Annotated in this window: 28 protein-coding genes and 1 tRNA gene; 18 read left to right on the top strand and 11 right to left on the bottom strand. The window is 56.1% G+C overall.

Annotation, left to right across the window (positions count from 1 at the left end):
* Positions 1 to 83: 83 nt before the first annotated feature.
* From AC2FFB_RS00615 to AC2FFB_RS00600, 4 genes are read left to right on the top strand one after another with little or no spacing between them, the layout of a single operon-like run.
* The gene (locus AC2FFB_RS00615) at positions 84 to 860 is read left to right on the top strand and encodes an ABC transporter ATP-binding protein (RefSeq protein WP_142634458.1); all 777 of its coding nucleotides are present in this window, start codon (positions 84 to 86) and stop codon (positions 858 to 860) included.
* A 31-nt stretch (positions 861 to 891) separates the two neighbouring features.
* The gene (locus AC2FFB_RS00610; RefSeq protein WP_281994770.1) at positions 892 to 1,665 is read left to right on the top strand and encodes a transporter substrate-binding domain-containing protein; all 774 of its coding nucleotides are present in this window, start codon (positions 892 to 894) and stop codon (positions 1,663 to 1,665) included.
* Positions 1,666 to 1,712: 47 nt separating this feature from the next.
* Positions 1,713 to 2,426 (top strand): ABC transporter permease, encoded by a 714-nt coding sequence (locus AC2FFB_RS00605; RefSeq protein WP_416383908.1) that lies wholly within the window; start codon positions 1,713 to 1,715, stop codon positions 2,424 to 2,426.
* A complete protein-coding gene (locus tag AC2FFB_RS00600; RefSeq protein WP_425595839.1) occupies positions 2,426 to 3,196 on the top strand; it encodes an ABC transporter permease in 771 nt (256 codons plus the stop codon). The genes AC2FFB_RS00605 and AC2FFB_RS00600 overlap by 1 nt, the downstream gene beginning before the upstream one ends.
* Before the next feature lie 160 nt (positions 3,197 to 3,356).
* Here AC2FFB_RS00600 and AC2FFB_RS00595 read toward each other — a convergent pair.
* Positions 3,357 to 3,443, bottom strand: a tRNA-Leu gene (locus AC2FFB_RS00595).
* Positions 3,444 to 3,585: 142 nt separating this feature from the next.
* Between AC2FFB_RS00595 and AC2FFB_RS00590 the strand changes: the two genes are divergently transcribed.
* Entirely contained in the window at positions 3,586 to 4,245 is a 660-nt protein-coding gene (locus AC2FFB_RS00590) for a DsbA family oxidoreductase (RefSeq protein WP_496728126.1), read from the top strand.
* Positions 4,246 to 4,283: 38 nt separating this feature from the next.
* Positions 4,284 to 4,943, top strand: coding sequence for a lipoyl(octanoyl) transferase LipB (gene lipB / locus AC2FFB_RS00585; RefSeq protein ID WP_271946447.1), 660 nt, complete (start codon positions 4,284 to 4,286; stop codon positions 4,941 to 4,943).
* A 292-nt stretch (positions 4,944 to 5,235) separates the two neighbouring features.
* Here lipB and AC2FFB_RS00580 read toward each other — a convergent pair whose 3' ends face one another.
* A complete protein-coding gene (locus AC2FFB_RS00580) occupies positions 5,236 to 6,162 on the bottom strand; it encodes a cation diffusion facilitator family transporter (RefSeq protein ID WP_496713501.1) in 927 nt (308 codons plus the stop codon).
* Between the two features lie 81 nt (positions 6,163 to 6,243).
* Here AC2FFB_RS00580 and AC2FFB_RS00575 point away from each other — a divergent pair, with 81 nt between their 5' ends.
* Entirely contained in the window at positions 6,244 to 6,657 is a 414-nt protein-coding gene (locus AC2FFB_RS00575) for a MerR family transcriptional regulator (protein ID WP_281972282.1), read from the top strand.
* 15 nt (positions 6,658 to 6,672) lie between these two features.
* On the opposite strand, the gene AC2FFB_RS00570 is transcribed toward AC2FFB_RS00575, so the two are convergent.
* On the bottom strand, positions 6,673 to 7,092 hold the full coding sequence (locus AC2FFB_RS00570) for an HIT family protein (RefSeq protein ID WP_281994787.1): 420 nt from the start codon (positions 7,090 to 7,092) through the stop codon (positions 6,673 to 6,675).
* Positions 7,093 to 7,173: 81 nt separating this feature from the next.
* Positions 7,174 to 7,929 carry a glutathione S-transferase family protein gene (locus AC2FFB_RS00565; protein ID WP_496874362.1) on the bottom strand — a complete coding sequence of 252 codons (756 nt, stop codon included), beginning with the start codon at positions 7,927 to 7,929 and terminating at the stop codon, positions 7,174 to 7,176.
* Between the two features lie 188 nt (positions 7,930 to 8,117).
* Between AC2FFB_RS00565 and ctaD the strand changes: the two genes are divergently transcribed.
* The 3 genes from ctaD to AC2FFB_RS00550 all read left to right on the top strand — a co-directional run bounded on the left by ctaD (position 8,118) and on the right by AC2FFB_RS00550 (position 11,066).
* Complete coding sequence (gene ctaD, locus AC2FFB_RS00560) at positions 8,118 to 9,791, top strand: cytochrome c oxidase subunit I (protein ID WP_142634476.1); 1,674 nt, start codon at positions 8,118 to 8,120, stop codon at positions 9,789 to 9,791.
* Positions 9,792 to 9,930: 139 nt separating this feature from the next.
* Positions 9,931 to 10,530, top strand: a complete 600-nt coding sequence (locus AC2FFB_RS00555; RefSeq protein ID WP_142634478.1) for a 2-hydroxychromene-2-carboxylate isomerase — start codon at positions 9,931 to 9,933, stop codon at positions 10,528 to 10,530.
* A gap of 44 nt (positions 10,531 to 10,574) precedes the next feature.
* Entirely contained in the window at positions 10,575 to 11,066 is a 492-nt protein-coding gene (locus AC2FFB_RS00550; RefSeq protein ID WP_142634480.1) for a DUF2244 domain-containing protein, read from the top strand.
* A gap of 21 nt (positions 11,067 to 11,087) precedes the next feature.
* Here the strand turns inward: AC2FFB_RS00550 and AC2FFB_RS00545 are convergent, their stop codons facing one another.
* The gene (locus AC2FFB_RS00545; RefSeq protein ID WP_142634482.1) at positions 11,088 to 11,567 is read right to left on the bottom strand and encodes a GatB/YqeY domain-containing protein; all 480 of its coding nucleotides are present in this window, start codon (positions 11,565 to 11,567) and stop codon (positions 11,088 to 11,090) included.
* A 184-nt stretch (positions 11,568 to 11,751) separates the two neighbouring features.
* Between AC2FFB_RS00545 and carA the strand changes: the two genes are divergently transcribed.
* Both carA and AC2FFB_RS00535 read left to right on the top strand, forming a co-directional pair.
* Positions 11,752 to 12,918, top strand: a complete 1,167-nt coding sequence (gene carA / locus AC2FFB_RS00540) for a glutamine-hydrolyzing carbamoyl-phosphate synthase small subunit (RefSeq protein ID WP_281972285.1) — start codon at positions 11,752 to 11,754, stop codon at positions 12,916 to 12,918.
* Between the two features lie 73 nt (positions 12,919 to 12,991).
* Positions 12,992 to 14,863: a glycosyltransferase gene (locus AC2FFB_RS00535; RefSeq protein ID WP_496874361.1), complete on the top strand. Its 1,872-nt coding sequence runs from the start codon at positions 12,992 to 12,994 to the stop codon at positions 14,861 to 14,863.
* 3 nt (positions 14,864 to 14,866) lie between these two features.
* On the opposite strand, the gene AC2FFB_RS00530 is transcribed toward AC2FFB_RS00535, so the two are convergent.
* Positions 14,867 to 15,514, bottom strand: coding sequence for a GntR family transcriptional regulator (locus AC2FFB_RS00530; protein ID WP_142634488.1), 648 nt, complete (start codon positions 15,512 to 15,514; stop codon positions 14,867 to 14,869).
* A 99-nt stretch (positions 15,515 to 15,613) separates the two neighbouring features.
* Between AC2FFB_RS00530 and AC2FFB_RS00525 the strand changes: the two genes are divergently transcribed.
* From AC2FFB_RS00525 to AC2FFB_RS00515, 3 genes are all read left to right on the top strand, one after another.
* A complete protein-coding gene (locus tag AC2FFB_RS00525; RefSeq protein WP_142634490.1) occupies positions 15,614 to 16,258 on the top strand; it encodes a pyrimidine 5'-nucleotidase in 645 nt (214 codons plus the stop codon).
* A gap of 85 nt (positions 16,259 to 16,343) precedes the next feature.
* Positions 16,344 to 16,592, top strand: coding sequence for a hypothetical protein (locus tag AC2FFB_RS00520; protein WP_271946430.1), 249 nt, complete (start codon positions 16,344 to 16,346; stop codon positions 16,590 to 16,592).
* 74 nt (positions 16,593 to 16,666) lie between these two features.
* Positions 16,667 to 17,863, top strand: a complete 1,197-nt coding sequence (locus tag AC2FFB_RS00515) for a UbiH/UbiF family hydroxylase (protein ID WP_142634494.1) — start codon at positions 16,667 to 16,669, stop codon at positions 17,861 to 17,863.
* Between the two features lie 10 nt (positions 17,864 to 17,873).
* On the opposite strand, the gene AC2FFB_RS00510 is transcribed toward AC2FFB_RS00515, so the two are convergent.
* A complete protein-coding gene (locus tag AC2FFB_RS00510; RefSeq protein ID WP_496874360.1) occupies positions 17,874 to 19,001 on the bottom strand; it encodes an aminotransferase class V-fold PLP-dependent enzyme in 1,128 nt (375 codons plus the stop codon).
* Positions 19,002 to 19,230: 229 nt separating this feature from the next.
* Here AC2FFB_RS00510 and hutC point away from each other — a divergent pair, with 229 nt between their 5' ends.
* Positions 19,231 to 19,932, top strand: a complete 702-nt coding sequence (gene hutC / locus AC2FFB_RS00505; RefSeq protein ID WP_142634498.1) for a histidine utilization transcriptional repressor HutC — start codon at positions 19,231 to 19,233, stop codon at positions 19,930 to 19,932.
* Between the two features lie 7 nt (positions 19,933 to 19,939).
* Here the strand turns inward: hutC and AC2FFB_RS00500 are convergent, their stop codons facing one another.
* Positions 19,940 to 20,398 (bottom strand): Lrp/AsnC family transcriptional regulator, encoded by a 459-nt coding sequence (locus AC2FFB_RS00500; RefSeq protein WP_142634500.1) that lies wholly within the window; start codon positions 20,396 to 20,398, stop codon positions 19,940 to 19,942.
* The gene (locus tag AC2FFB_RS00495) at positions 20,395 to 20,850 is read right to left on the bottom strand and encodes an Lrp/AsnC family transcriptional regulator (RefSeq protein ID WP_271946422.1); all 456 of its coding nucleotides are present in this window, start codon (positions 20,848 to 20,850) and stop codon (positions 20,395 to 20,397) included. The genes AC2FFB_RS00500 and AC2FFB_RS00495 overlap by 4 nt, the downstream gene beginning before the upstream one ends.
* 132 nt (positions 20,851 to 20,982) lie before the next feature.
* On the opposite strand from AC2FFB_RS00495, the gene ilvC reads away from it, so the two are divergent.
* Positions 20,983 to 22,005, top strand: coding sequence for a ketol-acid reductoisomerase (gene ilvC, locus AC2FFB_RS00490; protein ID WP_142634504.1), 1,023 nt, complete (start codon positions 20,983 to 20,985; stop codon positions 22,003 to 22,005).
* A 39-nt stretch (positions 22,006 to 22,044) separates the two neighbouring features.
* Here ilvC and AC2FFB_RS00485 read toward each other — a convergent pair whose 3' ends face one another.
* Positions 22,045 to 22,389 (bottom strand): hypothetical protein, encoded by a 345-nt coding sequence (locus AC2FFB_RS00485; RefSeq protein ID WP_142634506.1) that lies wholly within the window; start codon positions 22,387 to 22,389, stop codon positions 22,045 to 22,047.
* Between the two features lie 77 nt (positions 22,390 to 22,466).
* Here AC2FFB_RS00485 and AC2FFB_RS00480 point away from each other — a divergent pair, with 77 nt between their 5' ends.
* Positions 22,467 to 23,375, top strand: a complete 909-nt coding sequence (locus tag AC2FFB_RS00480; RefSeq protein WP_496693301.1) for a DMT family transporter — start codon at positions 22,467 to 22,469, stop codon at positions 23,373 to 23,375.
* Here AC2FFB_RS00480 and glmM read toward each other — a convergent pair.
* Positions 23,372 to 24,715, bottom strand: a complete 1,344-nt coding sequence (glmM, locus tag AC2FFB_RS00475) for a phosphoglucosamine mutase (RefSeq protein ID WP_142634511.1) — start codon at positions 24,713 to 24,715, stop codon at positions 23,372 to 23,374. The two genes, AC2FFB_RS00480 and glmM, sit on opposite strands and share 4 nt — an antisense overlap.
* Positions 24,716 to 24,744 lie beyond the last annotated feature (29 nt).

Below are 24,744 nucleotides of genomic sequence, written 5' to 3'. Positions count from 1 at the left end.
AATTATAATTATACAGTTGCATAATTGTAGGGATTTGCTAAAGCTGCAAGTAAAAAAACGGTTGAGAGGGATGAAACTGCAAAATGAACGCTGACCCAGAAACCACGCCGGATGAAGCCATTCGGGTCACTGACTTGCACAAGTCTTTTGGCTCGCTCGAAGTTCTCAAAGGCGTTTCACTTACTGCCCATCAGGGTGATGTCGTCGCCATCATCGGAGGCAGCGGTTCGGGGAAATCCACGTTCCTTCGCTGTATCAATTTCCTTGAAACGCCCAGTTCCGGAGAAATCGTCGTAAACGGCGAGCCGATTGAGATGCGCCCGGATGGCACGCCTAAGGACCGGCGTCAGCTGGAACGCATCCGCACCCGACTGGCAATGGTGTTTCAGGCCTTCAACCTTTGGACCCACCGGACGCTGCTGGAAAATGTCATCGAAGTGCCCGTTCACGTGCTGAAAGTACCGCGGGACGAGGCGATCAAGCGCGCGCACCAGTTGCTGGAGCGCGTTGGGCTTGGCGACAAGGCGGATACCTTCCCTTCCTTTCTGTCAGGCGGTCAGCAACAGCGCGCTGCGATTGCGCGTGCTCTTGCCGTTGATCCCAGCGTAATGTTGTTTGACGAGCCAACCAGCGCGTTAGATCCTGAACTTGTTGGTGAAGTGCTGACCGTAATTCGCGATCTGGCGGCCGAGGGCCGAACCATGTTGCTGGTCACGCATGAGATGAAGTTTGCGCGCGAGGTTGCGACCCATGTTGTGTATCTTTTCGAAGGAAAGATTGAGGAACAGGGGCCACCCGACGAACTTTTCGACAATCCTAAATCCGCACGGCTGCAACAATTCCTAAAATCAGTCGGCTGAACGAACAAAATATCAAACAGGGAGAATATCAATGAAAAACAAAAAGCTAATCGTGGCCGCCATGGCTGCCGCTGTGCTTTCTGCCGGAACGGCAAGCGCAGATGAAGTCAAGATCGGGATCGCCGCCGAGCCTTATCCGCCGTTCGCATCGCTGGATGCGTCTGGCAAATGGGTCGGCTGGGAGGTCGAGGTTATTGATGCGGTCTGTGCCGCGGCCCAGCTTGAATGTGTGATCACTCCGGTTGCGTGGGACGGGATCATCCCATCACTGACCGGTCAGCAGATTGATGCATTGATGGCGTCGATGTCGATCACCGAAGAGCGCATGAAAACGATCGATTTCAGCGACCCTTACTACAACACTCCGGCCGTTATCGTCGCCGACAAGTCGATGGACATTGAACCGACACCAGAATCTCTGGCCGGTAAAATCATCGGCATTCAGGCCTCTACGATCCACCAGGCCTATGCCAACGAGCATTTCAAGGATGCCGCAGAAATCCGGGTGTATCAGACTCAGGACGAAGCCAACCAGGATCTGTTCGCCGGCCGTATCGACGCGACCCAGGCCGACAGCATCGCCATGGCAGATTTTGTCTCTTCTGACACTGGTGCCTGCTGTGAAATCAAAGGCGCGGTCGAAAATGACGTCTCGATCCTGGGTCGCGGCGTCGGCGCGGGTGTCCGCAAGGGCGATGACGCGCTGCGTGAAAAGCTGAATGCGGGTATCGCGGCAATTCTTGCCGACGGCACGCATGACGAAATCACCTCGCGCTATTTCACAGCCAGCATCTACAGCGAGTAAGATCCGTCGTGGAAGCTATCCTCGAAAGCCTGGGTTTGGCCCAAAGCATGGAGTTGCTTGCCCTTAGTCCTCCGGGATGGGGCGGCAACCTTCTGCGTGGCCTCGCTAACTCGTTGCAGATCGCTTTTGGAGCGTTCGGGTTCGGGTTGATCATCGGGCTTTTCGGGGCCTATGGAAAACTATATGGCGGGCCGGTCACACGTGACCTGCTCGGCATATATACGACTGTAATGCGCGCCGTGCCTGAACTGGTGCTGATCCTGATCCTGTATTACGTCGGGACCGACCTGATCAATCAGGCCGCGCAGGCAATGGGATACGCCCGGGTCGAAATCAGCGGCGTTGTCGCCGGTATATGGGTTTTGGGCATTGTTCAGGGCGCCTATGCGACCGAGGTCCTCAGGGGGGCGATTCAAGCGGTTCCTACTGGTCAGATCGAAGCCGCCCGTGCCTATGGCATGCCCTCTCTTTTGCTGATGCGACGGGTGACGATACCGGCGATGATGTCTTTTGCCACGCCTGGATTGGCCAATCTGTGGCTCATTGCAACCAAAGATACGGCCCTGCTGGCCATTGTCGGCTTTAGCGAATTGACGCTGGAGACCCGTCAGGCTGCGGCCAGCACCCGCGCCTATTTCACCTTCTTCCTTGCTGCAGGTGCCTTGTACTTGATCGTCACGCTTTGTTCCGGTGTCGTGTTCGCGCGTATCGAGAAATGGGCCCGTCGTGGGCAGCCTTCGCTGAAGGGAGGAAGCCGATAATGGACTGGCGAGCACTCATGCAGCCGCATCGGATCGTGCTGATGGCACTTTTTGCTGCTTTCGTTATCTGGTGCGCCGTCTCACTGCGCTGGGATTGGATTCCAACCTATGCCCCGCTGGCGCTTGAAGGTCTGTGGAGGACCATTTGGCTGTTGGCCGTCACCTGTGTGCTTGGGTTCTTGCTCGCCGTTCCACTGGGTCTCGCTCAGGCGATTGGTCCCTGGTACCTTTCGGCACCGGCAAAAGTGTTCTGCACCGTCATTCGCGGCACCCCAATTCTTCTGCAAATCTGGCTGTTGTACTATGGGCTTGGATCGCTTTTCCCTCAGATTCCATGGATACGCGGCAGCGAGCTGTGGCCCTATCTGCGACAGGCTTGGCCCTATGCGGTTCTGGCCCTGACCCTGTCTTACGCGGGCTACGAGGGCGAAATCATGCGCGGTGCCTTTGCCAGCGTTAAGAAGGGTCAACTCGAAGCGGCGCAATCCTTTGGCATGCCTCGGTTTACCATGTTCCGCAGGATCTGGCTGCCTCAGGCCATTCGCAGCGTGCTGCCGACACTAGGCGGTGAGACGATCCTACAGCTGAAAGCAACCCCGCTGGTGGCGACGATAACAGTGGTTGAGATCTACGCTGTGTCGTCCAGAATTCGGGCGGACACCTTTGTTGTCTATGAGCCATTGTTGCTGTTGGCGCTGATCTATCTGATCATTGCAGGCATCATCACGCTGATATTCCGGCGAATTGAATTGCAGGTCCCTGCCCGGTAAGTCGACGCCGAATAGTTCCACAACCTGAATTCTAAGATCGGACAGTTATCCAGCTACCTGTCCTTGTCAGCTGTCTACTTGTGGGCGGCTTTCGCATCGTTGATTGAAGGCGCCCAGAGCGTCGCGAATTTCGGCCTAAAAAGAATGAAATCCAATCACTTGGTGCGGTCGAGAAGACTCGAACTTCCACGGGTGTTACCCCACAGCGACCTCAACGCTGCGCGTCTACCAATTCCGCCACGACCGCACTGTTAGTGACTTGGTAGTGGGGCGTATAGACCTTGATGATCAAGATGTGAAGAGGCAAAAATCACGTTGGTTTGAATTCCCATTCGGCGCTCTTATCTTTAACAGGTTGTCGTCCAAATGACCCCGTCAGGAGCCCCGCCATGACCTCGCCCGACCCTCGCCCCATCGTTCAGATCGACATAGTCTCGGATGTGGTTTGCCCCTGGTGCATTGTTGGATTCCGGCAGTTGGATCTGGCGCTCAAACAGCAAAATATTCTGGCAAAGCTGCGCTGGCATCCGTTCGAATTGAACCCAAACATGGCGCCCGAGGGTCAGAACCTGCGTGAGCACATTGCCGAGAAATACGGCTCCTCGACGGAACAAAGCCAAGCGATGCGGGATCGATTGACGCAAATCGGGGCTGACTTGGGCTTTACCTTCGCCTTTGATGAAGAAAGTCGCATCGTAAACACATTTGCCGCGCATCAGCTTCTTGACTGGGCCGAGGCTCAGGGTCGCCAGCATCCACTGAAACTGGCCTTGTTCGAGGCCTATTTCACCAAGCAAATGGACGTTTCGAATATTGAAGTTCTGCTTGAGGCCGCGGAGACTGCCGGTCTGGATCGGAATGCTGCGCGCACGATGCTTGAATCAGGTGCTCATGCCGCGCCGGTTCGAGAGAAACAGCAATACTGGACCAGTCGTGGTATTTCCGGCGTTCCCGCAATGGTGTTTGGCGGAAAGTACTTGCTGACTGGGGCGCAGGGAGCGGACAGCTATACACAGGTCCTGCAGCGCTGTTTGACCGAAGCAGCCTAGGTCTTTCCATCCATGCATCCAGCCGCTAAGGAGCCGACATGGAATGGAAGATTACTGACGGATTGACCGACTATGATGAGGCCATCGCCTTTATGGAGGCGCGCGTGGCCGATATCGCGGCGGGTGAGGCGGATGAGTGTATCTGGCTACTTGAGCACCCTGCCCTGTACACAGCGGGCACTTCAGCCAAGGTCGAAGACCTGAAAGACCCGGACAGATTTCCAGTCTATACGTCAAAACGCGGTGGTGAATACACCTATCATGGTCCGGGGCAGCGCGTTGCTTATGTCATGCTGGACCTGAACAAACGCGGCAGGGATGTGCGCAAGTTTGTAAAGCAGCTTGAGAATTGGGTGATCGCAGCTTTGGCCGAGTTCAACGTGACCGGGCAAATCCGCGACGGCCGTGTTGGTGTCTGGGTGCAACGGGATGACAAGCCGCTGACGCCTGCAGGCGAAAAAGCCGAGGACAAAGTCGCGGCGATCGGCCTGCGATTGCGTAAATGGGTCAGCTTTCACGGCATCTCGATCAATGTCGAACCGGATTTGAGCCATTTCTCTGGGATCGTACCCTGCGGCATCTCGAACCATGGCGTGACTTCTCTGGTCGATCTGGGTCTTCCGGTCGCGATGGATGATGTGGACAACGCGCTTAGAAAAACATTCGCTGAGGTTTTTGGACCCGCGGGGGCGGATTAACTCGGATCACGAATCGAAAAACAGCCCGGCACCGACTACAATCCAGCCGTCAGATCCGCTCTGCTTCATAATTTGGAAACAATTCCCGATTGGTCCGTCTGGTTTCCGACGGAATCTAGTTAAATTTCACAAATATGAATACTTGGGTCCCATTAACGCCTAGTATGAATTTACCGTTCTAGAGTGAGTGGTGTGTTAAGCCGGTGATCGCAGGTATACCCTGGGAAAACAGGTATGTGTTTTGGTTACGAGTCTGCCGTTCCGACCCCAAATCGGAACGGCAATTTCTTTTTTAGTGCTCGTGTTTGTCATGTCCAAACCGGGCCGGATGGCCACAAACCTCTTCCCCACTTTCAATTTCAAGCGTTGCATGGCCGATCCCGAACTGATCCTGCAGCGCATTCTTGATGGTTGTGGAAAGCCACCTGGCATCTTCGTCTGCGTGGCTGGTCGCAACCACATGTGCAGTCAGGGCAGGTTCATGCTCCTGCATACTCCACAGATGAACGTGATGGACCGAAACAACGCCCTCGGTAGCCTCGATCATCGAAGCGACCTCTTCTGGGTCAAGGTCGGATGGTGCACCCAACATCAAGACGTGAATGGTTTCGCCAATTTCAGATTTCACATGCCAAAGGATGTAGACCGAGATCATGATGGTCACGGCCGGGTCCACCCAGGTCCAGTTGAACAGGATAACCAAGGTTCCGGCGACGATCACGGCCAATGAGCCTAAGGCATCTGCCACGTTGTGCAGAAAGGCGGCCCGGATATTCATGCTGTCCTTTGCCATCGAATAGGTCAGGACAGCCGTGATCAGATCGACGATCAGGGCCAGCGCTGCGATCCAGACGACGATCCAGCCATTCACCGGTTCGGGCTCTATAAACCGCATGACACCTTCGTACATCAGATAAACGGCCAGAACGACAAGAATGGTGTAGTTAACAAGAGCGGCCACAACCTCTGCCCGGCCATAACCAAAGCTCATCCGTGGATCTGCCGGGCGTCGCGCAATCTTACGAGCGAAAAACGCGATGATCAGCGCGATGGCATCTGAAAAATTATGCAAGGCATCTGCGATCAAGGCCAGTGAGCCAGACAAAATGCCCCCCACTATTTGTGCAAGCGTCAATACCATATTGACGCCGATCGCTCCGACCACCCTCCGGTCACCGGCATTAGGATCAATGTGAGAGTGGGTGTGGTTATGTGACATGGCAGATCAGATCCTTGTTTTGAACTGCCATCCTATGTAATTCCTCTAGTCACTAGAGGTTCAAGAGGCAAAAAGCACAAAATGTACTCAATCGGAGATTTGTCGCGGCAAACCGGGGTCAAGGTGCCCACGATCCGTTTCTATGAGGAAAAAGGCTTGTTGGCCAAGCCGTATCGGACGGCGGGCAATCAGCGCAGATATGACGAGACTGCTCTGAAACGCCTCCAATTTATCCGCCACTCGCGTGATCTGGGCCTGCCTTTGCCGGATGTCGAGGCGTTGCTTTCTTTGGAAGGGGCGCAGGGGGCGGATCTGGACCATGTTCATGAAATCGCGGATCGTCAGCTGACTGAACTGCGCAACCGGATAACATTGCTGCGCAGCCTTGAGGCCGAACTGGAACGCATCACAGCCGCCTGTGACGGCACCCACGACCATGTATGTGAAGTGCTGAACGCGTTTGGCGACCATAGCAAATGCCTTGGATCGCACTGATCCTGTAGCGGGTGATCAGGCCAGCGTGTCTTTGATTTTACCGGCGTGTTCAGCGATCAGGTCAAAATCACCCATATTGCCCGGTGGTCGCATCGAAACGCCTTCGTGCCGCGGCAGAACGTGAAAATGCAGATGAAACACTTCTTGCCCGCCTGCAGCCTCGTTGAACTGCTGGATGGTGACGCCATCCGCATCAAAGGCCGCTTTCACCGCCTGCGCCATCTTCTGAACCGTTGAGATCACAGAAGCAAGCTGTTCTGGGCTGGCATCCAGCACGTTGCGACAAGGCGTTTTCGGGATCACCAGCAGATGCCCGTCCGTGCGCGGCATGATGTCCATGAAGGCCAGTGTGTCGTCGTCTTCATAGACCCGGTTTGCAGGGATTTCACCACGCAGGATTTTGGCGAAAATGTTATCGGGATCATAGGCAGACATACTCGGCCTCCGTTTGGACGTTTTTCATGAGGTGTTTGTGCGGTGCCGCATCTTGGCGGTCAAGACGCAATGCACATGCGATCAAAGCGACAAGGGTGTTTCCAGAAAATCGCGGTATACCCTGTCCCGATGCAACAGCAAACCTGCCGAAAGAGTATCCCGTACAGGATCGGATATATGCTCGAAAACCCTTCGGGTACTCGGCCGCATTGCACACAACTCTTCCGGCAACGGTGCGAACAAAGCCATGAAGGCAGCGCAATAAATATCTGCTGCAGTGAGCGTGTTGCCAAACAGAAAATCACCACCTTCTGCGAGCTTGCTGCTGACGCGTTTCAATATCCCATCAGCGCGACCGGCAGCCATTTCACCTGCTTCTGTATCATAGCCGTATTTCTTGCCAAGATAGTCGGCAATCTTGGGATGGAACCCACCTTCTTGGCCTCGCATACCAGCATGGATTTGCTGAAGCCACCTTTGCCAGCCCAATCCATTTGGGGCCGTAAGTAAGTCAATGAAGGCGAGAATGTCGGGCGCCATTGATGCTGGCAACAAATCTGGTTCAGGCGCGATTCGTTGTGCCAAGGCGACAATATCGGCCGTTTCGGAAAGCGGTACTTCATCTTTCCAGAACACAACCGGTGCGCTGTCCGTTTGCGCCCAGATGGTCTGCGCCCGGTCCTGATGGTCCAGATAAACTGGCACCCAAGGCAGACGCTTTACGTAAAAAATACCCTTTGCGGCTTCGCTCCAAGGGCTTGGCACACCTCCGACAACGATCATGCGTAGCCCGGTGGCCGCCTGAGCCTTTTCGGTCGTCACGTAGTTCAGAACCATCCGGTCTCCTCCATTTGCCGAAAGTTGTGCTCTTTTTCGAAGCCCTGCAACCGGCACCCGCGACAATTAATCTTGATCCAGATCAAACTCGACCATTGAAGGTCGCCCCCACGCAATCTAAAACCAGCAGGAATCCCGCGCGTTGGAGAGGTCCGACAGCGCGGTGTAGTTGCAACAGGAGGCACCTAATGGCAGACGCAGCCATTCATGGTCACGACCATGAAGACCAGCGCGGGTTCTTTACCCGCTGGTTCATGTCGACCAACCACAAGGACATCGGGATTCTGTACCTGATCGTCTCGGCCCTGGCCGGTCTAATCTCGGTTCTGATGACTGTTATCATGCGGATCGAACTGATGGAGCCCGGGGTACAGCACATGTGCATGGAAGGGTTCCGCTTGTTCGGCAGCGGTGCCGAGCTCTGCACTCCGAACGGGCATTTGTGGAACGTGATGATCACCTATCACGGTGTTCTGATGATGTTCTTCGTGGTCATCCCTGCCCTATTCGGCGGATTTGGCAACTATTTCATGCCGTTGCAGATTGGCGCGCCGGACATGGCGTTCCCGCGGATGAACAACTTGTCCTTCTGGCTCTATGTCGCCGGTACTTCGCTGGGCGTGGCCTCGCTGCTGAGCCCCGGTGGTAACGACCAGCTTGGTTCGGGCGTCGGCTGGGTTCTGTACCCGCCGCTGTCGACGAGCGAGGGCGGAATGTCCATGGACCTCGCGATCTTTGCCGTGCACGTATCGGGCGCCTCCTCGATCCTCGGCGCGATCAACATGATCACCACCTTCCTGAACATGCGTGCCCCGGGCATGACCCTGTTCAAGGTGCCGCTGTTCAGTTGGTCGATCTTCATCACCTCGTGGCTGATTCTTCTGTCGCTGCCGGTTTTGGCAGGTGCGATCACCATGTTGCTAATGGACCGCAACTTTGGTTTCACCTTCTTTGATCCGGCCGGTGGTGGTGATCCAATCCTGTATCAGCACATCCTGTGGTTCTTTGGCCACCCAGAAGTGTACATCGTGATCCTACCTGGATTTGGCCTTATCAGCCACATCATCGCGACCTTCTCGCGCAAGCCAGTCTTCGGTTACCTGCCGATGGTTTGGGCACTTATTGCGATCGGTGTACTGGGCTTTGTCGTGTGGGCACACCACATGTACACAGTCGGCATGTCGGTCCAGCAGCAAGCCTACTTCATGCTGGCAACGATGGTCATCGCGGTTCCTACCGGCGTTAAGGTCTTCTCGTGGATCGCAACCATGTGGGGCGGCTCGATCGAGTTCAAGACACCGATGCTGTTTGCTTTCGGTTTCCTGTTCCTGTTCACCGTTGGCGGTGTGACCGGTGTGGTTCTGTCGCAGGCCGGTATCGACCGCGCCTATCACGACACATATTATGTGGTTGCACACTTCCACTATGTGATGTCGCTGGGCGCAGTGTTTGCGATCTTTGCCGGAATCTACTTCTACTTCTCCAAGATGACAGGCCGTCAGTATTCAGAGTTCTGGGGCAAGGTTCACTTCTGGCTGTTCTTCATCGGCGCCAACCTGACCTTCTTCCCCCAGCACTTCCTGGGCCGTCAGGGCATGCCACGTCGCTACATCGATTATCCCGAAGCGTTCGCGCAGTGGAACTATGTCTCGTCGATTGGCGCCTTTGTATCCTTCGCCTCGTTCCTGCTGTTCTTTGGTATCGTGTTCTACGCCTTGTTCCGTGGCGCACGTGAGACCCGGAACAACCCGTGGAACGAATACGCGGATACGCTGGAATGGACGCTGCCCTCGCCGCCGCCCGAACACACGTTCGAGCAGCTGCCCAAGCAAGAAGACTGGGACAAGGGCCACGCACACTGATCCCTCTGAACCAACAGAAAACCCCGCCAACTTGGCGGGGTTTTTCATTTCTAAGTGGCGTGCCACCGGAAATTCGCCAGATCGGTCAAAATAGGGTACTCTGGTAAAGGCAAAACAATCGGCAACCCCGAGGGTTCATATGCCCGATCTTGATTTCTGGTACTCTATCGGAAGCACTTACAGCTTTCTGACGATCATGCGCCTGGACGATTGGTGTTCTGAACACGATGCGTCCGTCACATGGCGGCCGTTCAATGTACGCACAGTGATGTCGCAGCAGAAGAACATCCCCTTTGCAGGGAAACCCGTCAAATCCGCCTATATGTGGCGCGACATTGAGCGTCGGGCGGCCAAGTACCATATGCACGCCCAGCTTCCTGCGCCCTACCCCATTTCTGACCTTGCCTTGGCAAATCAAGTAGCGCTGTTGGGAATGGAAGAAGGCTGGGGCAAGAACTTTACGCAAATTCTATATCGGATCTGGTTCGAAGAAGGTGTAGAGGCCGGCAGCGAAACCGCCCTGTCCGAAGCGCTACATCGCAGTCAGCAGGATCCCCGACTGATCCTGTCCCGCGCGCGCAGCCCCGACATTGTCGCCGCACTTGAGGCGGAAACACTACGCGCAATCAAGCTGGGCATTTTTGGCGCCCCAAGCCTGGTTGTGGGGAACGAAGTCTTTTGGGGGGATGATCGGCTGGACGATGCCCTATCGTGGGCCCGCGTCGGGCACGTCATCTGAATTTTCAGCGTCGACTCGGACGCGCTTTGGGCTATCTTCCGGCCATGCCCTACAGATGGAATCAAACCACCACATCAGAACTTGAGCTGCGCTTGTGGCCGCATAACTCGCTGCCGCGTCATTGGGCAGTTCGGGTTGTGTTTAGTGTCTTTTTGTTCGGGTTGATCCCGCTTTTGGCCGTGCTCGGCTCGGCCTTGCTTTGGGGGTTGCTGCCCTTCCTGCTGCTAACAGTTATTGGCCTTTGGCTGGCTCTCCGGTCAAACTATCGGGCCCGTAGCATATTCGAAGTCCTGACGCTGACCGGAACACAGGCGCATCTGATACATCATGACCCGCGACGGGGGCAGCAGGAATGGGCCTGTAATCGCTATTGGGCCCGCCCCGAGATCCATCAGAGCGGCGGCCCGGTTCCGAACTACGTCACCCTCAAGGGTGAAGGTCGCGAAGTAGAAATCGGCGCATTCCTGTCCGAGGAAGAGCGGATTGCGCTTTACGATGACCTCAAAGAAAAACTGCGCGAACCAGTCGCGCAGTAAGCTCTCAGCATGTCACGGCAGTCAGCCGCTGGCAGCCGCACAAAGCTGATCTTTGACCATGGGCCCAACTTTCCCAAAATCCATCTGGCCAGTATAGCGTGTCTTGAGCTCGCCCATGACCTTGCCCATATCCCGGATCGACCCGGCACCAGTGGCCGTAATCGCTGATTGGATGGCTTTCGTCACCTCATCGTCGTCCAGTTGCTCGGGCAGGAATTCTTCTATGACTTCTATCTCGCGCAGTTCACGCTCCGCCAGATCGAGGCGTCCACCCTCTTCGTAAGCACGCGCACTTTCCTTACGCTGCTTGGACATTTTCCCTAGAATTTCAAGAACTTCGGCATCACCGCAACCCTTGGCTTCCTCGTTGACCGCAGCACGAGACGCGATATCCCGGTCCTTGATTGCTGCATTGATCAGACGTAGGGTCGACAGACGCTCGGCGTTCTTGTCTTTCATTGCTTGCTTCAGGGCGGAATTCACCCGTGATCGCATATCCATTTAGTTTGTCCATCCCCATGACAAAAGGAACCCCGACCATATCGAAACAAAAAGCGTGATACAACCGGGGGCCTCTACATCTAAGTCATTGATATTGCTCAATAGCCCAAAAATTGAACACACTTGACCCAAGCGCATAACCCCCTTAGGTATGCGCCGATTTACCCTGCAGGAGAGTCGCGCTATGGCCCAGAACGCCCCGTCTAAGCCCACCGCATGTCTGGCTTTGGCCGATGGAACACTGTTCTACGGGGTCGGTTTCGGCGCCACAGGCCAGACCGTGGCCGAGCTGTGTTTCAACACCGCAATGACCGGCTATCAAGAGATCATGACCGATCCTTCTTATGCCGGACAGATCGTGACCTTCACTTTCCCTCATATCGGAAATGTTGGTGTGAACCCCGAGGATGACGAAACCGGTGATCCTGTCGCGGCAGGAATGGTCGTCAAATGGGACCCAACCGAACCGTCCAGCTGGCGGTCTGCTGAAGAGCTGAAATCATGGCTTGCCCAGCGTGGGCGTATTGCCATTGGCGGTGTCGATACCCGCCGGTTAACCCGCGCAATTCGCCAGCAAGGCGCACCTCATGTGGCATTGGCTCATGATCCTGAGGGCAATTTCGACATCGAAGCTCTGGTTTCGGCAGCGCGTGGCTTTGCCGGGCTTGAAGGTATGGATTTGGCCAAGGAAGTGACTTGTGCGCAAAGCTATCGCTGGGATGAGATGCGTTGGGCCTGGCCAGATGGCTATAAACGGCAAGAGGCCCCAGTACATAAGGTTGTGGCACTGGATTTCGGGGCAAAGCGCAATATCCTGAGATGCCTTGCCTCGACCGGGTGCGATGTCACTGTGCTGCCCGCAACGGCCACCGCGGCTGAGGTTCTGGCCCATAATCCCGACGGCGTATTCCTGTCCAATGGCCCCGGTGATCCAGCGGCTACGGGTGAATACGCAGTACCGATGATCAAAGAGGTATTGGACACCACCGACCTACCCGTATTCGGGATTTGCCTTGGTCATCAGATGCTTGCGCTGGCCCTTGGCGGTCAGACTGTCAAGATGAATCACGGCCACCACGGGGCGAACCACCCGGTAAAAGATCTCGAGACTGGGAAGGTGGAAATAACGTCGATGAACCATGGGTTTGCGGTAGACGCTCAAACCCTTCCCGACGGTGTCGTTGAGACTCATCGTTCGTTGTTTGATGGTTCAAACTGCGGAATTCGCATGACGGATCGACCGGTCTATTCGGTACAGTACCACCCAGAGGCATCTCCAGGCCCACAAGACAGCTTCTACCTGTTCGAGCGGTTCTCGCATGCGATGGCCGCCCGAAAGGCACAGGCATAATCATACAGCCTTAACGGCCTGTTAACCTTAATCGCTCCACCCTGACGCAGATTACCACGTCTGGGTTGATTGAATGGTTGAACTGAACCTGCAGCATTTCGCATCGGCCGCGCCGATTTCTGCAACGGTGCGCAAGCCTTTGGGGGCTTGCCTGATCGACCGCGGGCTGCTTTCGAACCATCAGTTGCAAAAAGCCCTGCACCTGCAATCCAGACAAAATGTTGCACTGGGCGAAATCCTGGTCGGCGAAGGCTGGGTAGATCGGTCCGAGGTTCTGACGGCGCTGTCTGAACAAACAGGATTGCAGATCGCGGACCTGGATCTGCATCCACCAAATCCGGACCTTTGCAAAACCCGCCCCGCCAGCTTTTGGCTGGATCACAACATCATTCCCTGGATGCGCATCGGTCCCATTCTGCTGGTCGCTACCGCCAATCCCGATCAATTCGACGCAGTTCGCAAGCAGTTGGCAAAGGAAAAGCAAACGATCATACCCGTGCTTGCCGATGCGGACCGGATCGACGACGCGATCGCCAGAATTTTCTCGGAAAGCCTTGCTGAAAAGGCTGAAACCCGTGTGGCAATAGCTCATAGTTGCCGATCCTGGACTCGGCGCTCGCGTATTGGGCCGATTGCCATAGTGCTTGGCCTCGCCACACTGTTCCTGGCGCAACCCATTCCGGGGCTGCTGGCTCTGGTCGTTTTGGCCGTTACGTCGCTTGTATTATTCCTGACATTGCGTCTGGCGGGATTGCTCTCGTTTCTATGTTACAAAGGAAAACGCCACAGTCAGACCGCCACCACGCTTCCTCTTCGACTGCCTCGCGTTTCCATCATGGTCCCTTTGTACAAAGAGCGAGAGATTGCTGGCGCTCTGATCCGCCGATTGCGGCGTCTGACATATCCCAAAGCTCTTTTGGACGTCATTCTGGTTTTGGAAGAAACGGATATGGTAACCCGTGCAACCCTGGCCAAAATCGAGCTGCCCTGTTGGATCCGCACGATCGAAGTACCGGCATTAAGCGGGCTGACGACAAAACCGCGCGCGATGAATTATGCGCTGGATTTCTGTCGTGGTGACATTCTAGGCGTTTGGGATGCCGAGGACGCCCCTCTTCCCGATCAAATCGAACGCGTCGTCGGACATTTCACCCAAGCCAGTGAAGACGTCGTCTGCTTGCAAGGCGTTCTGGACTATTACAACCCGCGCACCAACTGGCGGTCTCGCTGCTTTACCATCGAGTATAACAGTTGGTTTCGGGTCATCCTGCCTGGCATTGCCCGGTTGGGACTGGTGGTTCCACTTGGTGGTACAACCTTTTTCTTTCGTCGCGAAAAGCTGTTGGAACTGGGCGGTTGGGATGCCCATAATGTGACCGAAGACGCGGATCTGGGCGTCCGCCTCAGCCGCGCGGGTTATCGGACCGAGATGGTTGATACCGCCACTTTCGAAGAAGCAAACTTTCGGGCCTGGCCTTGGGTCAAACAGCGTTCACGATGGCTCAAGGGCTTTATGGTCACATATCTTGTCCACATGCGCTCGCCGATCCATCTGCTGAAAGAGCTGGGTGTGCTGCGCTTCCTTGGGCTCCAGGCGTTTTTTCTGGGCACCGTCGGACAATTCCTGCTGGCCCCGGTTTTGTGGCTGTTCTGGCTTACCACATTCGGATTGGCCAGCCCGCTGGATCCCGTCATTCCGGGCAAGGTCATGACCATACTGATAGCTCTGTTCGTATTTGCAGAGATCACGAATGTGACCATCGGGATACTGGCTGTCGCCGCCCGTGAAAGACAGTTTCTGATGCCGTGGGTGCCGACAATGCCGTTGTATTTCCCTTTGGGTGTGCTGGCAGCTTACAAAGCCCTTTGGGAATTGGCTATCAACCCGTTCTTCTGGGACAAAACCCAACACGGTCAAGCTAGTGAAGAAGCCTTCGACATGTGACCGTCAGCTTTCGCGACGAACCGCATCCTGCTTGAGACGCGTCATGAAAGCGACCGAGATATGCTCTTTCAACGCACGTTCCGCGGCTTGCTCGTCACGGGCGGCAATCGCCTCGACGATGCCTTTGTGTTCACTTTGCGCGATCTCACCGCGCCCGGAAACCGCAAGCGATGTCGTTGCCATCAAGGCCATTGTGCGGTGCACAAGGTTCAGCTGTTGCACCAAATAGCGGTTGTGCGAGGCCAGATGGATCTGTTCGTGAAACCGCCGGTTCGCCCGAGACAGGGCGTTTGGATTGTCCACCAGCGCATCATCTTCGGCAACCATTTCCTGCAGCACCTTGATCTCTTCCTCGGTCGCGTGCTTGGCGGCCAAACTTGCAGCGAGACCTTCAAGTTCACGGCGAACGACATATAGCTCTGCCATCTGATTGTGGTCCAATGAGGCCACAATCAGCGAACGCCCGTCGCGTTCAAGCAAGGATTGGGTCTCTAACCGCTGCAATGCCTCGCGGATTGGCGTGCGCGAAACACCGAACCTTTCGGCCAGCTCGCTTTCGACCAGCCTGTCACCGGGCTTGTAGATGCCCACATCAATCGCTTCGAGAATAAGGCTGTAGGCGTCGCTGTTGGACTGCTTGGATTGGGGCATCTTTTGTTTTTCTCCTCGTTCGGACATGTCTATCCGTCTGCAGTGCGCACAATCAAGTACTGCATTGAAAACCTGCGCCGCGCGGCTTAAACGGCAGGCATGGTCAAACCTGCCTTCAGCCATGTCTCCCAATGGGTGTTCGATCTGGACAACACCCTGTACCCGCCGCATATGCGCCTGTTCGATCAGATCGAGGTGCTGATGACGGATTATGTGGTCCAGGCCATCGGCGTCGACCGGGCCGAGGCCGACCGGCTGCGATCCCATTACTGGCGCGAATATGGCACCACGCTGGCCGGGCTGATGGCCGAACATGATCTGGATCCCGACCCTTACCTGCATGCCGTGCATCAGGTGGATATGAGCCATATGGACCCGGACGTGGATCTTGCGGCACATATTCGTGCTCTGCCCGGTCGCCGCATTGTCTATACCAATGGCAGCGCGCCCTATGCCGAACGCGTCCTTGCGGCGCGTGGCCTCAGCGGTTTGTTCGATGCCATCTATGGGGTTGAGCATGCGGGATACCGTCCTAAACCCGAGAAGGCAGCATTCCAGGCCATCTTTGCGCAAGACGGAATCAAGGCAGAAAAAGCGGCCATGTTCGAAGACGATCCGCGCAATCTGGCGGCCCCGCATGAGATGGGGATGCGCACGGTTCATGTCGCGCCCGAACCGCACATGGCCGATCACATCCACCACCATACAGACGACCTGACCGCCTTTCTGGCCCGCCTGCGATAGGCTGTCACACTGCGACGATCTGCACGTACTGCGACCCGGGCGCCGCCCGTATATCCCAACTGCGACGAACAGAACGGAGACCCAGATGTCCGCAATCGAAATGCCCCCGCGCTCACCCATCTGGCAGCGCCTGCTATTTGCTGTTCCTCTGTTTGGCTGGATGGCGCGCGATGCGGCCGATGCAGATGGGGACGACTGGTATTACACCGCTGCCGCCATCTTCAGCATGTGGGGCTGTTCAGTGATGCTGTTTGGCTTGCCGGGCTTGTATATCCCCGCCGTCGTGATGGTGCCCGTGATATTCCTGATCCTCATCCTGATCTCGCGCGGCTGACCTGCGAGACAGGATGTCACTTGGCGCGGGAAGTCGAACCGCTCTAGGGTCGGCTCAGAACCAAAGAGGGCGCCATGAACGACCAGTGTGACATCCTGATTTCCGGCGGCGGAATTGCCGGTTTGACCGCAGCGGCGGCCCTTGGCGCGGCTGGATTCAATGTGGTCTGTGTTGATCCTACCCAACCTGTGACCCAGCGGGACGTGGACGGATCGGATTTACGGACCACCGCGTTTTTGCAACCAGCCCACGGTCTTTTGGAACAATGCGGGCTGTGGGAAAAACTCGACGCGCATGCCGCCCCTCTTCAGATCATGCGGATTGTGGATGCAGGCGGCGATGTGCCCGAGCCGCGCGTTGTGCGCGACTTCAATGCCGCGGATATCTCGGACCAGCCCTTTGGTTGGAACCTGCCAAACTGGCTCTTGCGGCGTGAAATGGTGGCCCGTCTCGCTGAACTGCCCAATGTCGATTTTCGCCCCGGAACGGGCACGGTCAGCTTGTTCACCCGTACAGCCGAAGCCCGCGTTGGCCTGAGCGACGGGACGCGCATCCGCTGTAAACTGGTGATCGCCGCAGATGGTCGCAACTCGCCCATGCGAGAGGCCGCCGGGATCAACGTGCACACCACGCGCTATGGGCAAAAGGCGTTGGCCTTCGCGGTTACACACTCGATCCCGCATCAGAACGTCTCGACCGAGATTCACAGGTCCGGCGGCCCGTTCACGCTAGTTCCCCTGCCCGACTGGCAGAGTCAGCCCTCGTCCGCGATTGTATGGATGGAGCGTGGCCCGCGCGCGGTAGAGCTGTTGAACACCGATCCGGAAAGCTTTGAAGCGCTGATGACCGAACGGTCCTGCGGGTTGTTCGGTCCGTTGAAACTGGCTTCACGCCGAACAATCTGGCCGATCATCAGCCAATCGGCAGAGCGCCTTTCGGGCGAACGCGTGGCCCTGATGGCCGAAGCCGCCCATGTCGTGCCCCCCATCGGTGCGCAGGGGCTGAACATGTCCTTGGGTGATCTGCGATGCCTGCTGGATTTGGCACAGGCCCGTCCCGAGGGCCTGGGTGACGCGCAGATGTTGGATGCCTATCACAAAGCGCGTCATACCGAGATCGAGGCCCGGGTCAAGGGTATCGACCTGCTGAACCGCGCCTCGATGATCGAAGCGCGGCCTTTACGGGACATACGTGCAATGGGGTTGAACGCGCTGTATTCGCTGCCGACCGTGCGCAAGACGCTGATGCAGATGGGCCTCGGCGTCCGCTAAAGCCCGATGGTCACAAAACCTGGTCCAGCACGCGCTTTAGACGCGCGATTGTGCCGTCAACATCGTACAGCTTGTCCAGACCGAACAGGCCCAGACGGAAGGTGCTGAACCCGTCTGGCTCATCACATTGCAAGGGTACACCAGCAGCGATCTGCATGCCCAGGGCGGCGAATTTGCTGCCGTTCTGGATATTGGGATCCGAGGTATAGCTGACCACCACACCCGGCGCACCAAACCCATCGGCGGCGACAGAAACAATGCCCTTATCCTTCAGCATTGCCCGTACACCGTCCCCCAATGCCCACTGGGCGTCACGCAGTTTGTCAAAGCCATAGTCTCGAGTCTCAGCCATCGTGTCGCGGAAGGCTTTCAGCGCATCTGTTGGCATCGTGGCGTGATAGGCGTGACCGCCATTTTCATAGGCTTGCATGATCTGACGCCATTTCTTTAGGTCGACGGCAAAACTGTCCGAAGTCGTCTCCTCCAGCCTTGCCTCAGCCTGTTCGGACAGCATGACAAGACCCGCGCAAGGCGATGCGCTCCACCCTTTCTGAGGGGCCGAGATCAGGACATCCACACCCGTCGCCTTCATGTCCACCCATGCGCAACCCGAAGCGATGCAATCCAGAACCATCAGCGCCCCAACCTCGTGGGCTGCGGCTGCCATCGCCGAAATATAGTCGTCGGGCAGAATGACCCCGGCCGCTGTTTCGACATGCGGCGCAAAGACCACATCCGGGCGCCCATCGCGGATCGTTTCGATGACTTCCTCGATCGGAGCAGGCGCAAATGGGGACGTTGCCGAGTTGCCGGTCTGGCGCGCCTTCAGAACTGTTGCCGACGCCGTCAACCCACCGGACTCGATGATCTGGCTCCACCGATAGGAAAACCAGCCATTCCTGACCACCAGAACATTGGCATTGCGGGCAAACTGGCGCGCGACTGCTTCCATTGCATAGGTACCACCGCCCGGGATAACGGCCACACCGTCAGCGTTGTAAACGCCTTTCAGCATCTCAGAGATTTCGCGCATCACATGCTGAAACTGAACCGACATGTGATTAAGCGAGCGATCGGTGAAGACGACCGAAAACTCCTCTAACCCATTGGGGTCAATTTTGTCCAAAAGCGGGGGCATTGGTATTCCTTTCAAATTCCACGAAACGAGCGGGTGTTCGCAACTTCGCTCACTGCCTCTCAGTTATTACTGAAAATTGACCCAACGGAACCCGGTTTCCTAAGAAAATTTTAACGCCTCAAAGGCCCTATCGACAACTAATGACGCCAAACAGAGTCAGCAACCCTTTACACCCCTACGTGTTTCTGACCAGATACATACACTTTGGAGAAGAAAGGTATTTTCACTCGTGACTGCGCATAAGCGGATCAGTTTTCAGTTTGTACGTGACGAAGTAAAACGACGAATAGAAACCAGAGTTTGGCCACAGGGGTCGGTGCTGCCGACAGAAACCCAGTTGGCAGAAGAATTTAATTGTGCCCGTGCCACGGTAAATCGTGCTTTGCGGGAACTGGCAGATCAGGGCTTCGTTGAAAGAAAACGTAAAAGCGGAACGCGGGTCAAAAAAGAACCCAGCAAACACGCAAAACTGGAGTTTTCCCTGACCCGACTGGATGTCGAGGGGCAGAACTCCACCTATCGTTATGCGCTGGTCGAGCGTAATATCGTCTCCAGCCCCGGATGGCTTGCCTCTCAGTTAAGCGTCTCGCAAGAAGCGCGTGTTTTGCATATTGTCTGCATGCACTATGCAGACAACCGGCCGTTTCAACTGGAAGAGCGCTGGATCAATATCGATGCAGTTCCAGAAGTGGAACATGCTGACCTCGACACCAAAGGCCCGCATGAGTGGCTGTTGCACGCCGCCCCCTTCACCGATGCTGAAGTCGCCTTTTGCGCGATTTCGGCAGATGGACGGCTGGCTGAATTCATGGGGACAACCTCGGGGACGTCCATGATCCAATTAGAGCGCACGACATGGAAAGACGGGCAGCCAATTACCTTTGCGCGCATGACACATCATCCCGGATATTACATCCGTACCAGGTACTAAAACGGGCCTAGCCGATAGGCCCGGGTAGCCTCTCTTCGCTCAGCAATACATTGGCTTCGACATCTCCGGCCCCGGGCAAAGTCATTATCCGGCGGCGCAGAACACGTTCAAAGTCCGAGAGATCCCGTGCCACGACGCGCAAACGGTAATCATAGAGGCCCAACACATGTTCAACGGTTTGAACCTCGGGGATCGCACTGACGGCACGTTCGAAATCTTCAAGGCTGACCTGACCTTTCCGCGCTAACTTGACCCCCAGAAAAACTGTCACCCCAAACCCCAACGCTTCTGCATTCAAACGCAGGTGGCGCCCCTTTATGATCCCCGTCGTTTCAAGCCTCCGGATACGGCGCCACATCGCGGGCTGAGACAGGCCAAATCTACGCCCCAAGGCACCCGCGCTTTGCGTTGCATCCTGGATCAGAGCGCGCAGAATTTTGCGGTCGAGCTCATCCAATTCGGTCATAGCGGCAGCACCTCATCGCTTTTGACCCGCGCGATATGCATCAATGCCTCGATATCTGCGATATGCGGCAAAGTCAGGATACGGTCACGATACAGCTGCTGGTAATGTGCCATATCCTTGGCAAGCACAGATAAGCGCACATCCACGCGGCCCAAAAAGGTCTGAATCTCGATCACCTCGGGAACCTCGCGCGCGACACCCATGAACTCGTCGAATGCGCGCGGTTGGGTCTTATCCAGCGTCACCCGCAATGAAACCTCGACTGCATATCCCAATGCGGCCCAGTCAATGATCGCCTCTTGGGCTTGAATAATCCCGGCCTCTTGCATTTTTTCGATACGTCGCCAGCAGACACTTGTGCTGATGCGACAAAGCTCGGCCAACTCAGCGGTTGTCAGCGTCGGGTCGGCCTGGAAATGACGCAGAAGCCTGCGGTCAACATCATCAAGCATGATTTTTTCTTTTTTACTATACTTCAAGAATAGATACTCGAGTTATCCTTGATAATTCAAGGATAACAGTATCGCTATCCTTGGAAAATCGCCTTAAAACCCACAGCAATCGAAACAGAAAGGACCAGCATCATGCGCGTCTATTACGATCGCGATTGCGACATCAACCTGATCAAAGATAAAAAAGTGGCCATCCTGGGTTATGGCAGCCAGGGTCATGCACACGCGCTGAACCTGCGCGACTCGGGCGCGAAGAATCTGGTCGTTGCCCTGCGCGAAGGCTCGCCTTCGGCTAGGAAAGCCGAAGCCGAAGGCCTGGCGGTCATGGGCATTGCAGAAGCGGCAGCCTGGTGTGATGTCATCATGTTCACCATGCCCGATGAATTGCAGGCCGAAACTTACAAGAAATACGTGCATGACAACATCAAGCCGGGTGCTGCGATTGCGTTCGCCCACGGCCTGAATGTTCACTTTGGCCTGATCGAACCGAAAGCAGGCGTAGACGTCATCATGATGGCCCCCAAAGGCCCCGGCCACACCGTCCGTGGTGAATACACCAAAGGTGGCGGCGTTCCCTGCCTTGTGGCTGTTGACACTGACGCAACCGGCAAAGCGCTGGAAATCGGTCTGTCCTATTGCTCGGCCATCGGTGGCGGCCGTTCGGGCATCATCGAGACCAACTTCCGCGAAGAATGCGAAACCGACCTATTCGGTGAACAGGCGGTTCTGTGTGGCGGTATCGTCGAGCTGATCCGCTGCGGCTTTGAAACTCTGGTCGAGGCAGGTTATGCACCCGAAATGGCCTATTTCGAGTGTCTGCACGAAACCAAGCTGATCGTGGACCTGATCTATGAAGGCGGAATCGCCAACATGGATTACTCGATCTCGAACACTGCTGAATACGGTCAGTACGTCACTGGTCCGCGCATCCTGCCTTATGAGCAGACCAAGAAGGCAATGAAAGAGACCCTGTCGGACATCCAGAGCGGCAAATTCGTACGCGACTTCATGCTGGAAAATGCTGTGGGTCAACCCACCATCAAAGCCTCGCGCCGTTCCAATGACGAGCACCAGATCGAAGTGGTCGGCAAAAAGCTGCGGGACATGATGCCCTGGATTTCGGCCGGTAAACTGGTCGATCAGGAAAAGAACTGATCCTATCGTGACGCCGCCCCCCGGGGCGGCGTCATTCATTTAATGGGCGTCAAAAATTTCTATCGACGGCCCGCCAACAATATCCACATGGGTATACATCGGGTTCGAATGCTGCTCGAACCGCACCGGCTTGTCGACAACCACCGAGGGCCATTTCCCGGGCTTCTGACAGAGGAAGATGTTGAGCAGCAAATGGCTGGGATTGATCCCCTGCGGATTGGCGATAACCAACATGGGCTCGACCCCTGGATTACCAACCGTGACAATGCCCGTCACAATCAACCTAGCGGGCCCCGGAGGCATCTTGTTGTTCCAAGCATACCAATCTCGTGAAGCCACATCGTCTCCGGGCTGGCAAACAGCATTCACTTCTTTGTAGTCCATAATTTGTCTCCAAATTCTTTTTCCAATACCCCTACAATACCACACTCGCAGCTAATTGTGACGAAGCAGGCAATACCATGAGCGAACCCTCTGAAATCACCAACAAAAACTGGCTTATGGTCGCTGTACTTGGCTTCATCTGGGGCGGCACATTTATGGTCGTGGCCATCGCGCTCGAAGGGTACGGGCCCGTCACAGTAGCAACAGCGCGCACGACTCTGGGCGCGCTGACCCTTATACTGCTGATGGGGGCGACGGGTCGCAAATTGCCAACAACCACGCGGGGCCTTTGGCCCTCAATCATCGTGATCGGCATTCTGTCGACGGCCCTACCTTTTTTGCTGCTCAGCTGGGGCCAGCAATATGTTCCGTCCGCCTTTGCGGGCCTGTCGATGGCGGCCATCCCGTTGATGGTGTTGCCACTGGCACATTTCTTTTCGGATGAGCCCCTCAACGCGCGGCGTTTTGTTGGCGTATCACTTGGATTTGCAGGCGCGCTGGTGCTGATTGGCCCTGGCCTCGCACAGCTTGGTAAAGGTGCGGAACCACTGGCACAGCTGGCCTGTATTGGTGCCGCACTGTGCTATTCCTGCGCTTCTATATTCACGCGCAGATGCCCTCCGGTCGATCCGGTTGTTCTGGCTGCGCTCACTTTGCTGGTCGGCGCGGCGATCTTGTTGCCCATCATGCTGGTAACCGAAGGGGTGCCAAATTGGCATGGCGCACGGCCTAGCCTCGCCATAATCGCATTGGGCCTTGTTCCAACCGCCTTTGCCACGTTGCTGCGCGTCTCGATTATTCGCAGCGCCGGGTCTGTTTTTCTGACGCTGGTCAACTACCAAGTTCCGATATGGTCGATGGTGTTTGGCGCGTGGGTTCTGTCCGAGGCATTGCCGATACGGTTTTACGTTGCTCTAGCGATGATCCTGACCGGGCTAGCGATCAGCCAGTGGTTCAGCCTGCGCAGAATGCTGGCCGGTCGCTAGCCTGCAACCGCCGCGACCTCAGCAACGATACTGTCAACGACTTTGGCCAACAGCTGATCATCTTCACACTCCGCCATGACGCGGATCAGAGGTTCAGTGCCGGATTTACGGATCAGTAATCGGCCTTTTCCTTTCAGACGCTCTTCGGCATCCGAGATTGCGGCTTTCACACCAACTGTTTCCAGCGGGGCCTGCCCCTCGCCATAGCGCACGTTCTTCAACAGTTGCGGTACTGTTTCGAACTGAACCGACAGTTCGGATGCGTTGCGCCCGGAATGTACCATTTCAGCCAGGAAATGCAGGCCCGCCATGAGGCCATCGCCTGTGGTGGCATAATCGCTCATGACGATGTGGCCAGATTGTTCACCACCCAGGTTGAAATCTCCTTCACGCATCCGCTCGACTACATAGCGGTCGCCTACGGCCGTTCGTTCAAGCCTGAGCCCCTGCGAACCGAGATGGCGTTCGAGACCAAGGTTGGACATGACTGTCGCGACCAAAGCGCCGCCGCGCAAGCGGTCGGCCTTGGCCCAAGAGGTCGCTAACAACGCCATCAACTGATCGCCGTCAGCCACGTGTCCGTGCTCATCCACGATCACAACCCGATCGGCATCACCATCCAGGCAGATCCCCACATCGGCCCCGTGCGCCACCACCGTTTCAGCTGCTAGCTGAGGTTTGGTCGAACCGCAATTCAGGTTGATATTCTTACCGTTAGGAGAGGTGCCTACAGGAATGACCTCGGCCCCAAGTTCCCACAAAACTTCGGGCGCAGTACGGTGCGCGGCGCCATTGGCGCAATCCACCACCACTTTCAAACCGTCCAGCCTAAGATCGCGGGATAGCGAAGATTTCACCCGCTCGCCATAGCGAAACCGCGCATCGTCTACCCGGCGGGCCCGACCGATATTTTGGGCCTGCGCAGGCTTAACCCCTTCTTCGATCAGCCGTTCGATTTCAATTTCCGCCTGATCCGACAGTTTGAAGCCATCAGGCCCGAAAAACTTGATCCCGTTGTCTTCGGCGGGGTTGTGACTGGCCGAGATCATCACGCCCAGATCGGCGCGCATTGACCGCGTCATCAGGCCGACAGCCGGCGTTGGAACTGGTCCCAGCAGCAAAACATTCATCCCGGTCGAGGTTAGCCCCGCCGTCAGCGCGTTTTCCAGCATATACCCAGACAGGCGCGTATCCTTGCCAATAACAACACGGTGCACGCCGGATTGGTCACGTCGGAAGTACCGCCCAACCGCGGCCCCTATGCGCAGGGCCATCTCAGCCGTGATCGGATGCGTATTGGCGGTGCCACGCACCCCATCGGTTCCGAACAGCTTGCGCATTGGTATCTCTCCGTAAATTCTTGCTTGCG

It is taken from the genome of Ruegeria sp. YTSA219, assembly GCF_059609985.1.
Note: the sequence above shows the minus strand (reverse complement) of the source record. Positions and strands in the feature narration are given on the sequence as shown.